Here is a 20333-nt window from a genome sequence, read left to right as displayed (position 1 = left end):
TGTGACTGCGAACTGTTGAGGTGGATATTCACATCCTGGCGGCCTGAATAGAACTAGTCAATACGTCGGTGCGCCAGCGCGGGCGCGTCGCGGGTGTTTGGCTGGATGTATGGGCACGGACAGCCATGCGACGGGGGATGTGAACGACATGACGGGGGGCGTGGTGGGCAACAGGACGGGGGGCGCCGTGGGCAACGGCATCGGGATTCCGGCGGGTGACGCCGAGCGGGCGACCCGCCGGGACGAGGCGGTGCGGGCCGCCGTGGAGCAGGGACTGCTGGGGGCCGGCTCCCCCATCGTCGGCCTGCTCGACGTCACCGGCATCCGGGAGTCGGCGGCGGCGCTGCGGGCGGCGTTCGAGGCGGTGGTGGCGCCAGGCACGCCCGTGCTGCACGCCTTCGCGGTGAAGGCGACCCCGCTGGTACCGGTGCTGCGGCTGCTGGTCGAGGAGGGCATCGGCGCGGAGGTGGCGAGCCCGGGCGAGCTGGCGCTGGCGCGGGCGGCCGGGCTGCGCCCGGAGATGACGGTCCTGGACTCGCCCGCCAAGACCCCGGCCGAGCTGCGCGAGGCGCTGGCGCTGGGGATCGCCGTCAACGCGGACAACCCGCAGGAGCTGGACCGCATCGACGGCCTGATGAGGTCCGCGACCAGCCGCTCCCCGCTCGGTATCCGGGTGAACCCGCAGGTCGGCGGGGGTTCCATCGAGGCGACGTCCACGGCCACGGCGACGTCGAAGTTCGGCGTGGCGCTGCGCGACGAGGGGGCGCGGGAGTGGGTCGTACGGGCGTACCAGGACCGTCCGTGGCTGACCCGGCTGCACGCGCACACCGGCTCGCAGGGCATCCCGCTGTCGCTCATGGCCCAGGGGGTGGCGGACACGTACGCGCTCGCCGAGGAGATCAACCGGCGGGTCGGCCGGCGGCAGATCGACACGCTCGACATCGGCGGCGGACTGCCGGTGAACTTCGCCTCGGACGCGACCACGCCGACGTACGCGCAGTACGCGCGCCTGCTGAGCGAGGCGGTGCCGGGGCTGTTCGACGGGCGGTACGGGCTGGTCACGGAGTTCGGCCGGTCGCTGCTGGCCAAGCACGGGACGGTGGTGGCGCGGGTCGAGTACGCCAAGAGCGCGGGCGGCCGTCCGGTGGCCATCACGCACGCGGGCGTGCAGGTCGCCACGCGCACGGTGTACGCGCCGGGGAGCTGGCCGCTGCGGATCGCCGCGTACGACGGCAAGGGGCGCCCGAAGGAGGGGCCGGCCGTGGTGCAGGACGTGGCCGGCCCGGCGTGCTTCTCGGGCGACCTGCTGGCCGCGGGGTGCACGCTGCCGTTGCTGGAGCAGGGGGACTTCGCGGCGGCGCTGGACACGGGGGCGTACTACTTCGCGCACCACTACGCCTACAACTCCCTGGCCCGGCCCGGCATCTACGGCTTCGCCGCGGACCCGGCGGGGGGCATCGCCTTCGCGACCGTGCGCGAGCCTCAGTCGCTCGACGAGATCGTGGCCGAATCGGGCGGGGCGCACGCGGCCTCGCTCACCTCCCTGCCCGCGCCGGTGACGAGGGACGACGAACGCCGGTGGGACCTGGGCGGTCAAACGGCTTGAGAGCAGGGGCAGTTGACCCACCTTAGTCATTCCGCGCATGTTCCACTGGAAAATGCCAGAACCCTCACCCGCCGCACACACGTTGCGTAGTTTGGCCGTCACTCAGCCGGACCCCAGGCGGGAGGGGAGCGACGGTGCCCGGAATCGACGAGTGCCTGTTGGAGACGATGCGGCTGCCCGGTGCGCGCGGCGCCGCACTGGTCGACTGGACGAGCGGACTGGCCCTGGGCACCGTGGGCGATCCGCCGGGCGGCGACCACGAGACGGCGGCCGCCGAGACCGCGGAGCTGGCCCGGCTGGCCGCCGAGCAGCACGCGTTCGGGCCCGGCGACGACGCCGGGCCCGCGGATCCGCCCGTCGAGGACGTGATCCTCAGCAACCGGGACAGCTACCACGTACTGCGGTTCGTGCCGACGTCCTTCGACAGCAGTGTGGTGCTGTACCTGTGGCTGGGCCGCTCGGAGGGGAACCTCGCGCTGGCCCGCATCCGGCTGGGCGAGATGGCCGAACGGCTGGTGCTGGCATGACCGTCGTCGGAACCACCCCGCCGCCCCGCCTGCCGGTCCGGCACCGGACGGCGGCCGGTGAGCGGGCCCCAGGCGGCCTCTCGCCGATGCTGACCCGGCTCGCGCACGAGCGGGCGACCGGCGTCCTGGTCCGCGAGCACGGCACACTCCACCTCGCCGAGGGCCGGGTGGTGCACGCCGAGAGCCCGCTCGCCCCCGGGCTCGACGTGCTCCTCACCGCCCACGGCGCCCTGGACCCCGACACCTGGCGGGCCGCCCAGGACAGCGCCGACGGGGGCCGGCTCCTGCACCGCGGCCTCACCCCGGGCGCGCTGGAAGTGGCCCAGGTGAGCGCCCTGTACGACGCCGCGTACTTCGCCCTCGCGCCCAGCGGCACCCCCGGCCGCTTCCGCTACGGCCGCGCGCACTGGCTCGCCTCCGTGCGTCCCGTGCCGGTCGCCGGCCTGGAGCGCGAGACTCTGCGCCGCCGCGCCCTGCTGCACCGCATCTGGCCCGACCCGGCGACGGACGGCGCCCGCCTGGTCCGCGCCGATCCGGCCGCCGCCCCCGCCGTCCCGTCCCGGCAGGCCGCCGTACTCGCCCGGGTGGACGGCGTACGGCGGGCCGCGGACATCGCGCGGGAGCTGGGCAGACCGGCGTTCCACACGCTGGTGCACATACGGCGGCTGGCCGCGGCCGGGCTGGTCTCCCCGCAGACCCCGCCCGTCGGGGACCACCCGCCACCCGACTTCGCCGACCCCTGTATCGCGCTGCTGAAGAGGGTCAGGGATGCGCTGGAGGCCCTTTGACCGCAACCCCTTCGAGGACCGCGAGCAGACCGGGCGACGGCGCCCGCCCCAGCGGTCCGGTGCCGAGAGGAGACATCTGATGGCCGCGGAGGCCCCGATACTCGACGAGTTCCGCCGGCTCAGAGCCCGCGTGCCCCAGCTGACCGGCGCGCTCGCGGCCGGCGTGGACGGCCTCGTGCTGGCCCACGACACACCCGGCGTCGAGCCGGACGGCCTCGCCGCGCTCACCGCCGCCGCGCTCGGCGTCGCGGTGCGGGTGACGGACGCCACCGGCCGCGGCGGCTTCCGGGAGCTGCTCGTGCGCGGGGCGAACGGCTATGTGGCGACGTACGCCGCGGGCCGCACCGCCGTCCTGACACTGCTCGCCCAGGACGGCGTCAACGTCGGCCGGCTGCACCTGGAAGGCCGCCGCGCCGGCGCCCGTATCGGCGAACTCGTCGACAGCGAGGCGGCGCCGGTCAGGAAAAGCCCCGCCCGGGGCCCCGCCAAGGAACCCGCCAAACCCCCGGCCACGCGCCCGAGGGCCGCCCGCGCCACCCGCACGACCACCACCGGCGCCGGCCATTCCGCCAACCCCCCTTCCACCACCGAAAATTGAGAGGACACCACGTCATGGCGAACACCGAGACCACGCTGAAGGAATGCCTCGCCTCGATCGAGGGCGCGACCGGAGCCGCCCTGGTCGACTACACCAGCGGGATGGCGCTGGGCACGCTGGGCGGCAGCAAGAGCTTCGACCTCAATGTCGCCGCGGCCGGCAACACCGATGTCGTCCGCGCCAAGATGCGCACGATGGAGCACCTCGGCCTCAAGGGCGGCATCGAGGACATCCTGATCACCCTCACCGACCAGTACCACCTGATCCGGCTGATCACCGGACGCGGGGGCAACGGCCTCTTCCTGTACCTGGTCCTCGACGCCAAGCGCGCCAACCTGGCCATGGCCAGGCACCAGTTGCGGAAGATCGAGGCGGAGCTCGAGGTCTGATCCGCGCGGGCTCCGAGTCCGGCCTACACCAGCGCCGCGGTGCGGCGGCGGGTCCCGCCCGGGGCCGCGTCGCCCGCCGCGACGCCCGTGCTGCGGTAGGCCTTGACCGCCTTGCCGGCCGGCCGGCCGCCCCGGCCGTCCAGCCAGTCGACCCGCACCCACAGCAGGGCGCTCTCGGCCCGCTCCCGCCGCCCGAGCCACGCGGCCTTCAGCCACAGCCCCGCCCCGCACCCCGCCAGCAGCAGCCCGCCGGCCGCCGGCACGGCGAACGCGCTGCCCAGCGCGGCGAGGAACGCCAGCAGCAGCCACCAGCGATGTCCCCGGCGCCAGTTGCGGACGGCCACCGAGCGGTCCTGGAGCACGTCGTGCTTGCCGGCGCGGGCGGCCGAACGGATGAGTTCGGTGTAGCGCCCGCGCCGGGCGTACGCCACCACCGCCCCGGCGACGATGAACAGCGCGGCCCCGGCCAGCACCCCGATCCGGCGCCCGGTCAGCCCCGGCACCAGCACCCCGATGCCCGCCGCGAACACCCCGAGCCACCACAGCGGCGCCGCTCCGGCCCGCACGACGACAGCCACCCGAGCCAGTCCCTGACCTCCGCGTGCCACGTTCCGCCTCCTTGTCGCCCTTGGCACAGTCCTGTCGGCGGGCAGATTAGTGAAGGAACGTGAGACGAGTCTTAAAAATCCCGCTTCTCAAGAAGTCCCTCTCAGTCCCCTGAGAAGTCCCCCTCTCAGTCCCCTGAGAAGTCCCTCTCAGTCCACGAAAAGCCCCCGCGCCGCCGCCCGCGCGTCGAACTCCTCCAGCCGCGCCTGGGCGTCGGGCAGGTCGTCGCACATCGCCTCCAGCAGGACCCGGCCCAGCAGCATCGGCGCGCAGGCCGTGTCGAAGGCGAGGCCCGTGCCGACGGCGGCGGGCAGCAGCAGGTCGGAGACCTTGGCGACCGGCGCGAAGGCGGAGTCGGCGACCGTGACGACGGTCAGCCCGGCCTCCTTGGCGTACGCGAGGGTGTCCACGACCTCGCGGGGATGCCGGGGCAGCGCGAAGCAGAGCAGGGCCGTCGCACCGGCCCGTACGGCCGCGTCGATACGGTCCTGGATCATCGTGCCGCCCTCGTGCAGCAGCCGTACGTCCGGGTGGACCTTGGCGGCGAAGTAGGCGAAGCCGTACGCCTGGGCGGCCGCGGCGCGCAGGCCGAGGACGGGCAGGGGGCGGGAGGCCGCGATCAGACGGCCCGCCCTCTGCACCGGACGCGGGTCGGCCAGCACCTCGGCCAGGTGCCTGAGGTTCTCGATCTCCGCCTCGACGGCCTGCTGGTACTCGTTGTACGAGCCGGCCTCGGGGGCCTGCTCGACGGGCGCGACCTCGCGCAGGTGCCTGCGCAGCGCCGGGTAGCCGTCGAAGCCGAGGGCGACGGCGAAGCGCGTCACGGACGGCTGGCTGACCCCGGCCAGCTCCGCCAGCTCCACGCTGGACAGGAACGGCACGTCGGCGGCCCGCCGCACCATGCTGTGCGCGATGCGCCGCTGGGTCGGGGTGAGCCGGTGCCCCTCGAAGAGCGCCTGCAGCCGCGCGGCGGGGCTGTCCGTCCCGCTGGTGTTCCTGTCCACGCTCATGGCGCGCTCCCCCTCAAGATGTCCGTGAAGCCGACCCGTCCGGAGCGACGGGGCCGGTGCGCACGGAGCCGGGTGCACCCACGATCCGAGCCGTCATGAAGCCCAAGCACCCCACTGTCCGGATGTCGACCTATTCAGATACCAAGAACTCTGCATGACCTTATACAGCCGGGCAAGGGACATCTGCGCACCCCCGGCCGAACAGGGGGGCTATCCCCAGTGCGGCCGTCGCCCCCGCTTTCTACCGTGGGTCGCATGACCGGAATGGACGCGCGGGACACCGAGCTGAAGAAGGAATTCGACGCCACCCTGCGGGCCCGCAGGGAACTGGGCGAGGAGTACGAGTCCGCGCTGGTCGACTCGTTCATGGAGAAGGTCGACCAGCGCATCGACGGGGCGGTCGAGCGCCGGTTGCGCCGGCAGCTGGCCGAGCAGCAGATGGTTGCGGCCCGGGGCGCCCGGTCGCCGAAGCCGACGGACTCCTTCGGTGAGCGCTTCGGTTTCGGCATCGTCTCGCTGGTCGTGGCGATCCCGCTGTCCGGCATCGGCGGCGGCGTGGCCGGCCTCTCCGGCCTGCTGGTCACGTGGGTCGGCATCGTCGGCGTGAACGTCGTGCAGGCGGTGCGCACGAACCCGGGGCTCTTCCGGGGCCTGCGCCGCAAGTCGGCCAAGGACGAGGACCGCTGGGAGGACTGAGGGGCTCAAGTCGCCGAAAAAAGCGACGACTACCGCAACCACTGATTGAGGAACCACGAAGGCGAGCAACCACCTCCGCGAGAGCGGCGGCGGTTTAGCCGCAAAGAGGGGCGTGCGTGCGCGGGGACCGCCGCACCCCCGTTGCCGGGGGGCGGGACGACGGCGGTCCCCGCGAGGGACGCGGGCCTGGTCAGGGCCGGGCTTGCGCGTCCATGGCGTCCATGGAGGTCCGGGAGCCGCTCCGGAGGTCCTTGGCGCCGTTCGGCGCCGGCCGGGGCGGGGAGCCTCCCCCAGTGCTTAACGCCTGGGAGGTACCCCCACCGCCCTGCCGACACCCACTAATGTGCCGGACCCGTGTTAAGCGGGTGCTGCGCGGACGTGACGCGCTCGTACCAGTTCCGCGACGGCCCGAGCGGCCCCGGTCACCGCAAGTTCGCCGCGGCCACCGGGAGTTCACCGCAGGTTCGCCGCTACTTCCCGCCCTTGGCCAGGAAGGCCAGCAGGTCCTGGCGGCTCACCACACCGGTCGGCTTGCCCTCGACGAGGACGATGGCCGCATCCGCCGTACCCAGCACGGACATCAGGTCCCCGACCGGCTCACCGGAGCCGACCTGCGGCAGCGGGGCCGACATGTGCTTCTCCAGCGGGTCGTCGAGCGAGGCCCGCTTGGTGAACAGCGCGTCCAGCAGCTCCCGTTCGACGACGGACCCGACGACCTCCGCCGCCATGACGTCCGGGTGGCCGGCGCCCGGCTTCACGATCGGCATCTGCGAGACGCCGTACTCGCGCAGCACCTCGATGGCCTGACCGACCGTCTCGTCCGGGTGCATGTGGACGAGGGACGGGATGGAGCCGCCCGCCTTGTCGTTGAGGACGTCGCCGACGCGCGCGCTCGGGCCCTCGTCCTCCAGGAAGCCGTAGTCGGCCATCCACTCGTCGTTGAAGATCTTGGAGAGGTAGCCGCGCCCGCTGTCCGGCAGCAGCACCACCACGACGTCGTCCTCGCCGAGCCGCTCGGCGACCCTGAGCGCGGCCACGACCGCCATACCGCAGGAGCCACCGACGAGCAGGCCCTCCTCACGCGCCAGCCGCCGGGTCATCTGGAAGGAGTCCTTGTCGGACACGGCGACGATCTCGTCGGCGACGGTCCGGTCGTAGGCGGTCGGCCAGAAGTCCTCACCGACACCCTCGACCAGGTACGGCCGCCCGGAGCCGCCGGAGTACACGGAGCCCTCGGGGTCGGCGCCGATGACCTGCACCTTGCCGTCGCTGACGTCCTTCAGATAGCGGCCGGTGCCGGAGATGGTGCCGCCCGTCCCCACGCCCGCCACGAAGTGGGTGATCTTCCCCTCGGTCTGCTCCCACAGCTCGGGGCCGGTCGAGTGGTAGTGGGAGAGCGGGTTGTTGGGGTTGGAGTACTGGTCGGGCTTCCAGGCACCGGGCGTCTCGCGCACCAGCCGGTCGGAGACGTTGTAGTAGGAGTCCGGGTGCTCCGGGTCCACGGCGGTGGGGCACACGACCACCTCGGCCCCGTAGGCCCGCAGCACATTGATCTTGTCGGTGCTGACCTTGTCGGGGCACACGAAGATGCACTTGTACCCCTTCTGCTGGGCCACGATGGCCAGCCCGACACCGGTGTTGCCGCTGGTCGGCTCCACAATGGTCCCGCCGGGCTTGAGCGCACCGCTCTCCTCCGCGGCCTCGATCATGCGCAGAGCGATGCGGTCCTTCACGGAGCCGCCCGGGTTGAAGTACTCCACCTTGGCCAGGACGGTCGCCCGGATGCCCTTGGTGACGTTGTTGAGCCTCAGCAGCGGGGTGTTGCCGACGAGGCTGATCATCGAGTCGTGGAAATGCACCGTTGTCTCCGGATGCTGCAAATGAAGTGGTCGTAGTGGTTCCGCCAGCCTATGGCCTGTACGGGTCCCGTGAAGGTCGTTCACTCGCCGTTGGGATTGGGCCACGGTCCGTGCGGGGCAAGCAGTTGATGTACGGCTATGAGGAGGTGGCGGCGACGCATGACGAGCATGTCGAGGGCGAGGGTGGCCCGGCGGATCGCGGCGGGCGCCGCGTACGGCGGAGGCGGCATCGGCCTGGCCGGCGCGGCGGCCGTCGGTCTGCTCCTGGCCGAGGTCCAACTCGCCAAGCGCCAGGTGGGCAATGGCACGGACAACCATGTCCCGAACGCCGACGGCCGGTACGGCCACACATACGACATCCCCGGTGAGCCACCGTTGCGTCTGACGCTGCTGGGCGACTCGACGGCAGCGGGGCAGGGCGTGCACCGGGCGGGCCAGACCCCGGGGGCGTTGCTGGCCTCGGGACTGGCCGCGGTGGCGGAGCGTCCGGTGGTGCTGCGCAACGTGTCCCTGCCGGGCGCCCGTTCGGACGACCTGGACCGCCAGGTGGCCCTGGTGCTCGCCGATCCGGCGCTGGTGCCCGACATCTGCGTGATCATGATCGGCGCGAACGACGTCACGAACCGTATGCCGCCGACGCGCTCGGTCCGTCACCTCTCCGCGGCGGTACGGCGCCTGCGCACGGCCGGCGCGGAGGTGGTGGTCGGCACCTGCCCCGACCTCGGCACGATCGAACCCGTCCAGCAGCCCCTGCGCTGGCTGGCCCGACGGGCCTCACGCCAGTTGGCGGCCGCCCAGACGATCGGCGTCGTAGAACAGGGCGGTCGCACCGTGTCGCTGGGCGACCTGCTGGGCCCCGAGTTCGCGGCGAACCCGCGGGAGCTGTTCGGGCCGGACAACTACCACCCCTCGGCGGAGGGCTACGCCACGGCGGCGATGGCGGTGCTGCCGACGGTCTGCGCGGCACTGGGCCTGTGGCCGGCCGAGGAGGAACGGCCCGACGTCACCCGCCGCGAGGGGTTCCTGCCGGTGGCCCGCGCGGCGGCCGAGGCCGCGTCGGAGGCGGGCACAGAGGTTACGGCGGCCATGCCGACGGGTCCGAAGGGCCCCTGGGCCCTGCTCAAGCGCCGGCGCCGCCGCCGAGTCCCGGAACCGGACAGGGCCCCGGTGACACCGTCCCCCTGAAGGGGCTCCGCCCCTTCGACCCCGCCAGGGGCCTCCGCCCCCTGGACCCCGGGCTCTTCGAGGACGGGCAGGGGCGGCAGGGGCGGCAGGGGCAAGGAAAGCAAGCGCTTAGAAAATTGCGGCCAGGGTCACACCCCTACACCCGTGACCCGGTCCGTACGTACGGGTAACTTCCCTCACAGCCCTGCCCGACCCCCCGGTATGCCACTGGAGCCGTGATGCCCGAAGCCGTGATCGTCTCGACCGCCCGCTCCCCCATCGGCCGCGCCTTCAAGGGCTCCCTGAAAGACCTGCGTCCCGACGACCTCACCGCCACGATCATCCAGGCCGCCCTGGCCAAGGTCCCCGAGCTGGACCCCAGGGACATCGACGACCTGATGCTGGGCTGCGGCCTCCCCGGCGGCGAGCAGGGCAACAACCTCGGCCGTATCGTCGCCGTACAGATGGGGATGGACCACCTCCCCGGCTGCACCATCACCCGGTACTGCTCCTCGTCCCTGCAGACGAGCCGCATGGCCCTGCACGCCATCAAGGCCGGCGAGGGCGACGTCTTCATCTCGGCCGGCGTGGAGATGGTCTCCCGCTTCACCAAGGGCAACTCCGACAGCCTCCCGGACACGCACAACCCCCTCTTCGCCGAGGCCGAGGCCCGCACGGCCGCCGTGGCCCAGCAGGAGGGCACCACCTGGCACGACCCGCGCGAGGACGGGCTGATCCCGGACGCCTACATCGCGATGGGCCAGACCGCCGAGAACCTCGCCCGCTGGAAGGGCGTCACCCGCGAGGACATGGACGAGTTCGGCGTCAGGTCGCAGAACCTCGCCGAGGCGGCCATCAAGAACGGCTTCTGGGAGCGCGAGATCACCCCGGTGACACTCCCCGACGGCACCGTCGTCAGCAAGGACGACGGCCCCCGCGCCGGCGTCACCATGGAGGGCGTGGCGGGGCTGAAGCCGGTCTTCCGCCCGGACGGCCTCGTCACCGCCGGCAACTGCTGCCCCCTCAACGACGGCGCCGCCGCGGTCGTCATCATGTCCGACACCAAGGCCCGCGAGCTCGGCCTCACCCCGCTCGCCCGCATCGTCTCCACCGGCGTCTCCGGCCTCTCCCCCGAGATCATGGGCCTCGGCCCGGTCGAGGCGTCCCAGCAGGCGCTGCGCCGCGCCGGCCTGACCATCGACGACATCGACCTGGTCGAGATCAACGAGGCGTTCGCCGCCCAGGTGATCCCCTCCTACCGCGACCTGGGCATCGACATCGACAAGCTGAACGTCAACGGCGGCGCCATCGCCGTCGGCCACCCCTTCGGCATGACCGGCGCCCGCATCACCGGCACGCTCATCAACTCCCTCCAGTTCCACGACAAGCAGTTCGGCCTGGAGACGATGTGCGTCGGCGGCGGCCAGGGCATGGCGATGGTCATCGAGCGCCTGAGCTGAAACCAACCGGCCCACGCCCCTGGGTAGTCGACGCACGACCCAGCGTGAGCCTTCGGCCCGGAACCGAGGAAAGTCCAAGGTTCTGGGCCGTTTTGTGATCCAATCTCCCCCAGGATGTGACCTATCTCCCTCCGCGGAGGGATTCACGCAGCTCAGAGCCGTTCCACCAGCCCACCCCAGGCATAAAGTCCTGTCCGTTTCGTGACGTTACGCACTGACAGCTGGATAGTCCGCCCTTCAAGCTGATGTAGGAAGTCGGGGGTCGACTTTGAACCGGGAGTACGTCAGTGAGCGCCATGCCGATCGCCTTGCTGCTCACCACGGCCGCCACCGGCGCCGTGGGCGTCGCCGTCCTGCGCACCCTGATGGTGCTGCGCCGGCAGGTCGCGGCCCTGCACACCGAGCTGGCGCAGAACAACGCCGCCGCGGCCCGCGGTCTCGTCCCGCCGGCCCGGCACCCCGCCGACGCCGATGAGATACGCGCCGCCGTGGCCGAGGCGCTCGCCGAGGAACGCGAGCGGGAGCTGGCCGAGGCACGCGCCTTCTGGGCCGCCCAGGAGGCCCGTGACGCCTCCGACGCGCCCACTCTGCTGGGCCTGTCCGACAGCGAGCTGTTCCTGCCCCGTCAGGCCGATTTCGCGGGCCTGGAGCACCTGGAGCCGGTGACCGAGCCGACCTCGGAGACGGATGAGTTCTCCGCCAAGGACTTCGTCCAGGGAGGCACCCCCAGCGAGTCTCCCGAGCTGGCCGCGGCCCGCCGCCGCCACCCCTCCCACCCGGACTTCGTCCCGGTCTCCTCACCGGTCGTGAACGACCACGAGCGCACGGTGGCCACCCTTGAGGACCTGGCCGCCTCCGCCACCGAACTGACCGACGTCCGCCCGGGCCCCCTGGGCACCCTCGACGTGTACGTCTTCGCCGACGGCACCACCCTGTGCATGACCCCGGGCCACCGGGAGACGGCGGAGCGCCTGGCGGCGGCCCTGCGCGCGGGCGAGACGCCGGTGCTGCTGGGCGGTTCGGGGGTGTCGGGTGCGTACACCCTGACCTTCGCGTGCGGCGAGGAGAACGTCTACATCCTGGCTGACCGGGTCATAGCGTCCCTGTAGCGGTCACACACCCGGCGTCCCTCCAGCGGTCACACACCCGCCCGCTTCTGCGCTTCCGCAACCAACCGCATCGCGTCCTCGACCTCACCCTCGTTCGTGAGTACGAGGACCAGGTCGTGCACCGCGACGGTGATCTGGTCGGCCGCGGCGAACATCCCCGCGTCGGGCATCACCCGAGGCTCCGCCCCGGGCTCCTCCACCATCTGCGCCCGCCGGGCCAACTCCCTGGCCAGCGCCAGCGCTTCCGCGGCGGCCCCGCGCTGCAGCCGGCTCTGGGGCGCGGCCCTCAGCCGGTCGGCGAAGTGATCAACAGCACGAGTCAAGGGCGTCGTATCAACCACCCCACAAACCTACGCGTCGCACCGACACTGTTGCCAACGGGCGAACGCTCAGGCACGGTGACCTGAAGGACCGGCTTACATCCCATGCGTCCGGAGGCGCCGATGTCCCAAGTCTTCTCCGAGGAGACCCATCGCAATCTGCTCGCCCGAATCCCCCACTGCACCGGTCGTGAAGTCTCCGACTGGCTTCGCGCTGTCGAAGAAGGCCCGGCTCTCTTCAACTTCGAGGAGAAGGTCAGCTGGCTCCGCCATGAACACAACCTCGCGTACGGCCACGCGAAGGCGATCATCCACGAGTACGACCTGAGGAGGGCCGCGCGCAAACTGCTCTAGGCGCGCACTCAAGACAACGACGAAGGGCCCCGGGACGAACCCGGGGCCCTTTCTTGAGTCTCAGCGACTGTTCCGAGTCATGACCGACTCATGAGTCCTGGACGACGCTGTCGCTAGTCGTCGCCCTGCAGGATCGCGATGATCCGCAGGAACTCCATGTAGATCCACACCAGCGTCAGCGTGAGGCCGAAGGCCGCGAGCCAGGCCTCCTCGCGCGGCGCGCCGTAGGCGATGCCGTCCTCGACCTGCTTGAAGTCCAGGGCGAGGAAGCAGGCGCCGAGCAGGATGCCGATGACACCGAAGACGATGCCGAGCGGGCCGCTGCGGAAGCCGAGGCCGTCACCGCCGCCGAAGACCGCGAACAGCAGGTTGACCGCCATCAGCAGGATGAAGCCGAGCGCGGCCGCCATCACGAAGCCGACGAAGCGGCGGTTGACGCGGATCCAGCCCGCCTTGTACGCCACCAGCACCGCGGCGAAGACCGCCATCGTGCCGAGCACCGCCTGCATGGCCGCACCGCTGGCGATGCGGTTGTCGACGATGCTGGAGATCACGCCGAGGAACACACCCTCGAACGCGGCGTAGGTCAGGATCAGCGCGGGCGAGGCCTTGCGCTTGAAGGACTGGACGAACGCCAGGACCATGCCGATCAGCGCGGCACCGATACCGATGCCGTAGGACCGGCTGATGTTCGCGTCGTCGACCGGCAGCAGCGCCCAGGCGAGCGCGGCCGTGACGATCAGCGTGCCGAGGGTGGCGCCGGTGCGCATGAGGACGTCGTCCAACGTCATGCGGCCGGTGGTGGCCGGGGCCTGCGGCGGCGCGCCGTACTGCAGGTCCTGCTGGGCGTACGGGTTCTGGGCGTAAGGGTTCTGCGCGTACGGGCTGCCGGCCTGCGGCTGCGCGTACGGGTTGCCCTGCGTGCCGACAGCGGCGCCCCCGGCCTGCGGCGCGGTGTTGAAGCCCGCGTAGCCGTTGTCGCGGCTGAACCCCCGTCGCGAGAAGACCGGGTTGCTGCTCCTCATTTCACTCCTCCATGGCCACCGTGCGTGGCCTTGGCTCAAGAGTAATAGGTAGGCAAAGGATTGACCCTAGTGCTTGGGGAGGATCTTTCCCTCGTCGTGCTGCGCAACACGCTACGCGGCTCGGTGATTCCCAGCCACGGAGGGGATCATTCATGACCAACCTGCGACGTGGCCGGAACCGATCGGAGATCACTCCCCCGCCCCCTGCGTACGATCACCCGAACGGAAACCCCGTGTACGCCTCGGCGAGGTCCGTCTCGGCCGCCCTCGACCCCGCGAGCCGCTCCAGTCGCGCCAGCTGGAGCCGGTCCTCGAAGGGCGTGGCGTCGGGGGCGCGGTGCAGCAGCGTCGTCATGTCGTACGAGAACCGTTCGGCCTGCCAGACGCGGCGCAGACAGGCCTCGGAGTAGGTGTCGAGGAGCTGGGCCGAACCGGTCTCCTTCTGGTACGTCAGCGCCCTCGCGAAGGTGACGACGTCCCCGACGGCCAGATTCAGCCCCTTGGCGCCCGTCGGCGGCACGATGTGCGCGGCGTCGCCGGCCAGGAAGAGGCGGCCGTGGCGCATGGGCTCGTGGACGTAGGACCGCATGGGGGTGACCGACTTCTGGGTGATGGGGCCGCGCTCCAGCCGCCAGCCGTCGGCGGTCTCGAAGCGGCGTTCCAGTTCCGCCCAGATCTCGTCGTCGCTCCACGCCTCGGCGTCCGTGCCCTCGGGGACCTGGAGGTAGAGGCGGGAGACGGACGGGGAGCGCATGGACAGCAGGGCGAAGCCGCGGTCGTGGCGGGCGTAGACGAGCTCGTCGTGGGAGGGGGCGACATCGGCGAGGATGCCGAGCCAGCCGAAGGGGTAGGTCCGCTCGAAGACACGGGTCAGCTCCGCGGGGACCGCCTTGCGGGACACGCCCCAGAAGCCGTCGCAGCCGACGACGTAGTCGCAGTCGAGGACGTCCTCGGTGCCCTCGTGCCGGAAGCGGACGCGCGGGCTGTCGGTGTCCGCCCCCTCCACCGCCAGCGCCTCCGCCTCGAACAGCAGCGGGCCGCCCTCCTTCAGCTGGAGGGCGATGAGGTCCTTGCAGACCTCGGTCTGGGCGTAGACCATCACCGACCGGCCGCCGGTGAGGGCCGGGAAGTCGACGCGATGGCGCCTCCGGTCGAAGCGGAGCTCTATGCCGTCGTGGCGCAGGCCCTCGCGGTCCATGCGCTCCCCGGCGCCGGCCGCGCGCAGCACGTCCGCCGTGCCCTGCTCCAGGATTCCGGCGCGCTGGCGGTGCTCGACGTAGTCACGGTCGCGGCTCTCCAGGACGACCGAGTCGATACCGGCGTTGTGCAGCAGCCGGGCGAGGAGGAGGCCGGCGGGGCCCGCGCCGATGATGCCGACGGTGGTGCGCATCGGTCACTCCCTTTCCGTTGTTCGTCTGGTGAACTTTTATTCACCAGTGTCCGAGGTGAGTTTCCGACCGCATGCGCCCGCTGTCAACGGTTTGCGCGGTGAACTCTTGAAGGAAGGGGGGTGCTGTCGGAAGTGCCCAGAGCCGGACTTGAACCGGCACGCCCGCGAAGGGGCAGCGAGGTTTAAGCTCGCCGTGTCTGCATTCCACCATCTGGGCAGGCCATGGGCTCCGCATCGAGGTTCCGAGCCTATCGGGATACATCCCCCGAACAGCGGACGGGCGGACCGATGTTGTCTTATTTTATTGACGTCTGAGGGTGCATCAGCCCGGGGAACGCGCCATCCGCACTTGCCAATAGCCTTCCGTGGGACGGCCGGCGGCGCATACGGAATGACGGAATTTCACCGTCCAAACAAGGACGCTCCACCTGTTCCCAACGTGATCCCCTCTCAGGGTTCGCCGTCATCCTCAGGTATGACGCGGCCGGGTCCGGTCCGTCCGCAGTCTGCCTTCGGAACCGGAACAGCGACTGACTACACGGCGATCCCCGGCCAGGACGATGGATGACGTCCCTCGAACACACCGTCGTCCTTCAGGAGCGTTCTTCTCGTGACCACCGCATCCATCGCCGGCCGGGCCACCGCCGTGGCCGCGCGCGCCACGGATCTGTCGAAGATCTACGGACAGGGCGAGACCCAGGTGGTCGCCCTCGACCGGGTCTCCGTCGACTTCCAGCAGGCCGAGTTCACCGCGATCATGGGCCCCTCCGGCTCCGGCAAGTCCACCCTGATGCACTGCGTCGCCGGCCTGGACACCTTCTCCTCCGGTTCGGTGCGCATCGGCGACACCGAGCTGGGCTCCCTGAAGGACAAGCAGCTCACCAAGTTGCGCCGGGACAAGATCGGCTTCATCTTCCAGGCGTTCAACCTGCTGCCGACGCTGACCGCCCTGGAGAACATCACCCTTCCGATGGACATCGCGGGCCGCAGGGCGGACAAGCAGTGGCTGGACTCGGTGATCCGGATGGTGGGCCTCGCCGACCGGCTGAGCCACCGCCCCTCCCAGCTCTCCGGCGGCCAGCAGCAGCGCGTCGCCGTGGCCCGCGCGCTGGCCTCCAGGCCCAACATCATCTTCGGCGACGAGCCGACCGGAAACCTCGACTCGCGCTCCGGCGCCGAGGTGCTCGGCTTCCTGCGCAACTCCGTACGGGAGTTGGGGCAGACGGTGGTGATGGTGACCCACGACCCGGTGGCGGCGGCGTACGCCGACCGGGTGGTGTTCCTCGCGGACGGACGGATCGTCGACGAGATGTACAAGCCCACCGCGGACAACGTCCTCGACTTCATGAAGCAGTTCGACGCGAAGGGCCGCACCAGCTGATGTTCCGCACCGCCCTGCGCAACGTACTCGCGCACAAGGCCCGCCTGTTGATGACCGTGCTCGCCGTGATGCTCGGCGTCGCGTTCGTCTCCGGCACCCTGGTCTTCGCCGACACCCTCTCAGGCGCCTTCCGCAACCAGTCGGCGAAGAGCTACGACGACGTCGCCGTCGCCGTCACCTCGCACGCCGACTCGGACAACCCCGAGGAGGAGCCCGGCCTCTCCCGGAAGACCCTCGACAAGATCTCCGCCGTGGCCGGCGTCGCCGGCGCGTACGGCCGCGTCGAGGGCTTCGCCGGGGTCGCCGACCCCGACGGCAGGCTGATCGGCGTCGGCTGGTCCAACAAGGGCTCCAACTTCGCCCCCGGCAAGGACGGCAAGGACCCCGCCTACACGTTCACCGACGGCTCGGGCCCGGTGAAGGACGATCAGATCGCCCTGGACAAGGAGTCCGCCGCCAAGGGCGAGTACCAGGTCGGCGACCGGGTGCGGGTCGCGACCAACGGCCCGGTGAAGGAGTACACCCTCAGCGGTGTGTTCACCACCGAGGACGGCGCCGTGAACGCCGGCGGCAGCCTCGTCCTCTTCGACACCGCGGTCGCGCAGAAGCAGTACCTCAAGCCGGGCTACTTCCAGAGCGCCACCGTCACCGCCGCCCCGGGCGCGGACGACGCCAAGATCCTGGACGCGGTCAAGCCGCTGCTGCCGGACACCGCCGAGGCCAAGACCGGCCAGGCGCTCGCGGACGAGCAGGCCCAGCAGATCGAAGAGGGCATGAGCTCGCTCAAGCAGGTCCTGCTCGGCTTCGCGGGCATCGCGCTCTTCGTCGGGATCTTCCTGATCTCCAACACCTTCACGATGCTGGTCGCCCAGCGCACGAAGGAGATCGCGCTGATGCGGGCCGTCGGCGCGTCCCGCAAGCAGATCACCCGCTCGGTGCTCGCCGAGGCCGCGGTGGTGGGCCTGGTCGCCTCGGCGATCGGCTTCGTCCTCGGCATCGGCCTCGCGGTCGGTCTGCGGTCCGGCATGGCCGCCTTCGGCATGAAGATCCCGGACGGTCCGCTGATCCTGTCGGCCACGCCGGTGCTCGCCTCGGTCGGCGTCGGTGTGCTGATCACGATGTTCGCCGCCTGGCTGCCCGGCCGCCGGGCCGCGAAGATCCCGCCGGTGGCGGCCATGAGCAGCGTGCACGCGGTGGCGACCACCAAGTCGCTGGTGGTGCGCAACTCCATCGGCGCGGCCATCACCGCCCTCGGCTCGGCCGGGATCGTGCTGGGTGCCTCGTCCGGCGGGGACAGCGGCCGGATGTACATCGCGGCGGGCGCGTTCTTCGCGCTGGTCGGAGTGATCATCCTGATCCCGCTGCTGTCCCGGCCCGTGATCGCGCTCGTCCGTCCCCTGCTCGTCGGCCCCTTCGGCGTGTCCGGCAAGCTGGCCGGCCAGAACGCGGTCCGCAACCCGCGCCGTACCGGCGCCACCGCCTCGGCGCTGGCGATCGGCCTGACGCTGGTGACCGGCCTGTCGGTGCTCGGTGCCACGGTCGGCACGGCCATCGACAAGATGACCACGGACAACATCAAGGCCGACTACATGGTCTCGATGGCGAACGGCGGGGACCTCGACCAGTCCGCGCTGACGGCACTGGAGAAGGCCAAGGGCGTCTCGGCGGTCTCGCCGCAGCAGGACGCCTACTTCCAGGTCAGTGACGAGGACTACGTGTCCGCTTCGGCGGTCACGCCGGGCGACATCGAGCAGGTCCTGAACGTCGACGTCGTCAGCGGCAACATCGCTTCGCTCGCCAAGGGGCAGATCGCGGTCGCCGAGAAGACGGCCAAGAACCGGGGCTGGCAGCCCGGCGACAGGCTCCCCGTCACCTTCGGCGACGAGAAGAAGGCCACGCTGACCGTCGGCGCGGTCTACAAGGACAGCGAGTTCCTCTCCCCCGTCCTCGTCGACACGAAGGTCGTGAACCCGCACGAGGTGCAGCCGTACATCCGGCAGATCTTCGTGAAGGTGGACGGCGGCCAGTCAGCGGCGAACGAGAAGGTCCTCGTCGACGCGCTCGGCGACAACCCCGCGATCACGGTCATGGACCGGCAGGACATCCGCAACGAGTTCGGCGGTGTCATCAACACCATGCTGAACATCATGTACGGCCTGCTGGCGATGGCCCTGATCATCGCGGTGCTGGGTGTCGTCAACACCCTCGCGATGTCGGTCTTCGAGCGGCAGCAGGAGATCGGCATGCTGCGTGCGATCGGTCTCGACCGGCGCCGGGTGAAGCGGATGGTCCGGCTGGAGGCCGTGGTCATCTCGGTGTTCGGCGCGGTGGTCGGCATCGGTCTCGGCTCGTTCCTCGGCTGGGCGATCGGCGAGACCATCGCGGACGAGATCCCGGGCTATGCGCTGGTTCTGCCCTGGGACCGGATCGGAATCTTCCTGGTGCTGGCCGGACTGGTGGGCGTCCTGGCCGCGATGTGGCCGGCCCGCAACGCCGCGAGGCTGAACATGCTGAACGCGATCAAGGCGGAATAGCCGTACGAGCACGAGGGCCCCGGTCCCGGGAGGGAGCGGGGCCCTCGGCGTTTCAGCCCCAGGTGCGGGAGCGCAACGGCATCCCGGAGTCCCCGGACTCGGGTGTTCTGACGGCCAGCACCTGGTTGACCCCGATGCGGTTGCGCTCGAAGGCCAGCGCGCAGGCGGCCATGTACAGCAGCCAGACGCGGGCGCGGCCGGGGCCGGTGAGCTTGACGGCCCGGTCCCAGCCGGCCTCCAGGTTGGCGACCCAGCGGCGCAGGGTCAGGCCGTAGTGCTCGCGGATCGACTCCACGTCCCGCACCTCGAAGCCGGCGCGCTCCAGTTGGCTGACGGTGATGCCGATGGGCTGCAGCTCGCCGTCGGGGAAGACATAGGAGTCGATGAACTCGTCGACCCGGTACGAGGACTCGTCCCGCTGCGGCCGCCGCCCGATCTGGTGGTTGAGCAGCCGCCCCCCGGGCTTCAGGAGCCGGTGCAGCACATCGGCGTACTCCAGGTACCGCTCGGCGCCGACGTGTTCGGCCATGCCGATGGAGGAGATCGCGTCGAACGGACCGTCGTCGACATCCCGGTAGTCCTGTACGCGGATCTCCACCTTGTCGGTGAGCCCCTCGTCGGCGACGCGCTTGCGGGCGTAGGCCGCCTGCTCCTGGGAGAGGGTGATGCCGGCGACGCGCACGCCGTACGCACGGGCCGCGTGCATGGCCATGGAACCCCAGCCGCAGCCGACGTCGAGGAGCCTTTGGCCGGGCTTCAGGTCGAGTTTGCGGCAGATGAGGTCGAGTTTGTCGTGCTGGGCGGCTTCCAGGGTGCTGTCTTGGCCCGGCCAGTAGGCGCAGGAGTACACCATGGACGGCCCGAGGACGATCTCGTAGAAGTCGTTGCCGACGTCGTAGTGGTGGCTGATGGCGCGTCTGTCGGTGCGCTTGGTGTGCAGATGGCCGCGGTACCGGCGCACCTCCTCGGGAGGCGGCGCGGGCGGCAGCGGGAGCCCGCCGAGCCTGACGAGCCCGCGGACGGCGGCCCGCACCTCGGGATCGCGCAGGGCCTCCAGGAGACCGCGGGCGTCCTCCCCGCGCTCCCACACCAGCCCCGAGAGCCGATCGAGGGCGGTGTACAGATCCCCCTCGATGTCCAGGTCGCCCGCGACCCAGGCCCGGGCCAGGCCCAGTTCGCCCGGCTTCCACAGCAGTCGGCGTACGGCACGGCGGTTGCGTACGACGAGTGTCGGCGCGCCCGGCGGCCCCGCCTGCGAACCGTCCCAGGCGCGGATGCGCACCGGGAGGGGTGTTCCCAGCAACTGTTCGAGAAGGCCCTGCAGCCGCAGCGCGGCGTCAGCCATGGCGCACACCTCCAGAGGAATTCCGGAATGTCCAACACCACGTAAGCACCTGCGAGGGCCGGACGCAGTCCCCCACGCGCGTTACAGCTGGGCAAACACTGCTACGGCGGCACGAAAGCCGAAGGACCTCCCGCACCACGGATGGCAGGAGGTCCTTCGGGTGATTCGCTGA

Annotated in this window: 19 protein-coding genes and 1 tRNA gene; 12 read left to right on the top strand and 8 right to left on the bottom strand. The window is 70.9% G+C overall.

The annotated features are described in order from the left end of the window. The first annotated feature begins 109 nt into the window (after positions 1-109). The 5 genes from AQI70_RS25620 (at position 110) to AQI70_RS25600 (ending at position 3908) form a co-directional block, all read left to right on the top strand. Entirely contained in the window at positions 110-1606 is a 1497-nt protein-coding gene (locus tag AQI70_RS25620; RefSeq protein ID WP_244181833.1) for a type III PLP-dependent enzyme domain-containing protein, read from the top strand. A 134-nt stretch (positions 1607-1740) separates the two neighbouring features. Continuing rightward, positions 1741-2133, top strand: coding sequence for a hypothetical protein (locus AQI70_RS25615; protein ID WP_062153997.1), 393 nt, complete (start codon positions 1741-1743; stop codon positions 2131-2133). Further along, a complete protein-coding gene (locus AQI70_RS25610; protein ID WP_062153995.1) occupies positions 2130-2921 on the top strand; it encodes a hypothetical protein in 792 nt (263 codons plus the stop codon). Before AQI70_RS25615 ends, AQI70_RS25610 begins: the two co-directional genes overlap by 4 nt. A gap of 79 nt (positions 2922-3000) precedes the next feature. After that, a complete protein-coding gene (locus AQI70_RS25605; RefSeq protein WP_062153992.1) occupies positions 3001-3519 on the top strand; it encodes a roadblock/LC7 domain-containing protein in 519 nt (172 codons plus the stop codon). Positions 3520-3533: 14 nt separating this feature from the next. Then, on the top strand, positions 3534-3908 hold the full coding sequence (locus AQI70_RS25600) for a roadblock/LC7 domain-containing protein (RefSeq protein WP_062153990.1): 375 nt from the start codon (positions 3534-3536) through the stop codon (positions 3906-3908). Between the two features lie 23 nt (positions 3909-3931). On the opposite strand, the gene AQI70_RS25595 is transcribed toward AQI70_RS25600, so the two are convergent. Then, complete coding sequence (locus AQI70_RS25595) at positions 3932-4516, bottom strand: hypothetical protein (RefSeq protein WP_107117079.1); 585 nt, start codon at positions 4514-4516, stop codon at positions 3932-3934. A 147-nt stretch (positions 4517-4663) separates the two neighbouring features. Then, positions 4664-5524 carry a MurR/RpiR family transcriptional regulator gene (locus AQI70_RS25590; protein WP_062153986.1) on the bottom strand — a complete coding sequence of 287 codons (861 nt, stop codon included), beginning with the start codon at positions 5522-5524 and terminating at the stop codon, positions 4664-4666. Positions 5525-5779: 255 nt separating this feature from the next. Between AQI70_RS25590 and AQI70_RS25585 the strand changes: the two genes are divergently transcribed. Further along, on the top strand, positions 5780-6220 hold the full coding sequence (locus AQI70_RS25585) for a hypothetical protein (protein WP_079051475.1): 441 nt from the start codon (positions 5780-5782) through the stop codon (positions 6218-6220). 470 nt (positions 6221-6690) lie between these two features. Here AQI70_RS25585 and AQI70_RS25580 read toward each other — a convergent pair whose 3' ends face one another. Continuing rightward, positions 6691-8079: a cystathionine beta-synthase gene (locus AQI70_RS25580; protein WP_062153982.1), complete on the bottom strand. Its 1389-nt coding sequence runs from the start codon at positions 8077-8079 to the stop codon at positions 6691-6693. Between the two features lie 159 nt (positions 8080-8238). Between AQI70_RS25580 and AQI70_RS25575 the strand changes: the two genes are divergently transcribed. From AQI70_RS25575 to AQI70_RS25565, 3 genes are all read left to right on the top strand, one after another. Next, positions 8239-9264, top strand: a complete 1026-nt coding sequence (locus tag AQI70_RS25575) for an SGNH/GDSL hydrolase family protein (RefSeq protein ID WP_079051474.1) — start codon at positions 8239-8241, stop codon at positions 9262-9264. A 218-nt stretch (positions 9265-9482) separates the two neighbouring features. After that, the gene (locus AQI70_RS25570) at positions 9483-10703 is read left to right on the top strand and encodes an acetyl-CoA C-acetyltransferase (protein ID WP_037888286.1); all 1221 of its coding nucleotides are present in this window, start codon (positions 9483-9485) and stop codon (positions 10701-10703) included. A gap of 287 nt (positions 10704-10990) precedes the next feature. Then, positions 10991-11812 (top strand): hypothetical protein, encoded by an 822-nt coding sequence (locus tag AQI70_RS25565; RefSeq protein WP_062153978.1) that lies wholly within the window; start codon positions 10991-10993, stop codon positions 11810-11812. A gap of 29 nt (positions 11813-11841) precedes the next feature. Here the strand turns inward: AQI70_RS25565 and AQI70_RS25560 are convergent, their stop codons facing one another. After that, a complete protein-coding gene (locus AQI70_RS25560) occupies positions 11842-12135 on the bottom strand; it encodes a hypothetical protein (protein ID WP_004000639.1) in 294 nt (97 codons plus the stop codon). 120 nt (positions 12136-12255) lie between these two features. Here AQI70_RS25560 and AQI70_RS25555 point away from each other — a divergent pair, with 120 nt between their 5' ends. Further along, the gene (locus tag AQI70_RS25555; RefSeq protein ID WP_037888320.1) at positions 12256-12486 is read left to right on the top strand and encodes a DUF4287 domain-containing protein; all 231 of its coding nucleotides are present in this window, start codon (positions 12256-12258) and stop codon (positions 12484-12486) included. 113 nt (positions 12487-12599) lie between these two features. Here the strand turns inward: AQI70_RS25555 and AQI70_RS25550 are convergent, their stop codons facing one another. From AQI70_RS25550 to AQI70_RS25540, 3 genes are all read right to left on the bottom strand, one after another. Further along, positions 12600-13511 carry a Bax inhibitor-1/YccA family protein gene (locus AQI70_RS25550; protein WP_062153976.1) on the bottom strand — a complete coding sequence of 304 codons (912 nt, stop codon included), beginning with the start codon at positions 13509-13511 and terminating at the stop codon, positions 12600-12602. A 214-nt stretch (positions 13512-13725) separates the two neighbouring features. After that, entirely contained in the window at positions 13726-14901 is a 1176-nt protein-coding gene (locus AQI70_RS25545) for a 4-hydroxybenzoate 3-monooxygenase (RefSeq protein ID WP_062153974.1), read from the bottom strand. 133 nt (positions 14902-15034) lie between these two features. Then, positions 15035-15118 (bottom strand) — tRNA-Leu (locus AQI70_RS25540). 393 nt (positions 15119-15511) lie between these two features. On the opposite strand from AQI70_RS25540, the gene AQI70_RS25535 reads away from it, so the two are divergent. Continuing rightward, the gene (locus AQI70_RS25535) at positions 15512-16282 is read left to right on the top strand and encodes an ABC transporter ATP-binding protein (RefSeq protein ID WP_062153972.1); all 771 of its coding nucleotides are present in this window, start codon (positions 15512-15514) and stop codon (positions 16280-16282) included. Further along, positions 16282-18816: an ABC transporter permease gene (locus tag AQI70_RS25530; protein WP_062153970.1), complete on the top strand. Its 2535-nt coding sequence runs from the start codon at positions 16282-16284 to the stop codon at positions 18814-18816. Before AQI70_RS25535 ends, AQI70_RS25530 begins: the two co-directional genes overlap by 1 nt. 52 nt (positions 18817-18868) lie before the next feature. Here AQI70_RS25530 and AQI70_RS25525 read toward each other — a convergent pair whose 3' ends face one another. Continuing rightward, complete coding sequence (locus AQI70_RS25525; RefSeq protein ID WP_062153968.1) at positions 18869-20161, bottom strand: SAM-dependent methyltransferase; 1293 nt, start codon at positions 20159-20161, stop codon at positions 18869-18871. Between the last annotated feature and the right edge of the window lie 172 nt (positions 20162-20333).

It is taken from the genome of Streptomyces curacoi, assembly GCF_001513975.1.
Lineage (GTDB): Bacteria > Actinomycetota > Actinomycetes > Streptomycetales > Streptomycetaceae > Streptomyces > Streptomyces curacoi.
This window is presented reverse-complemented; position numbering and strand designations above follow the sequence as displayed.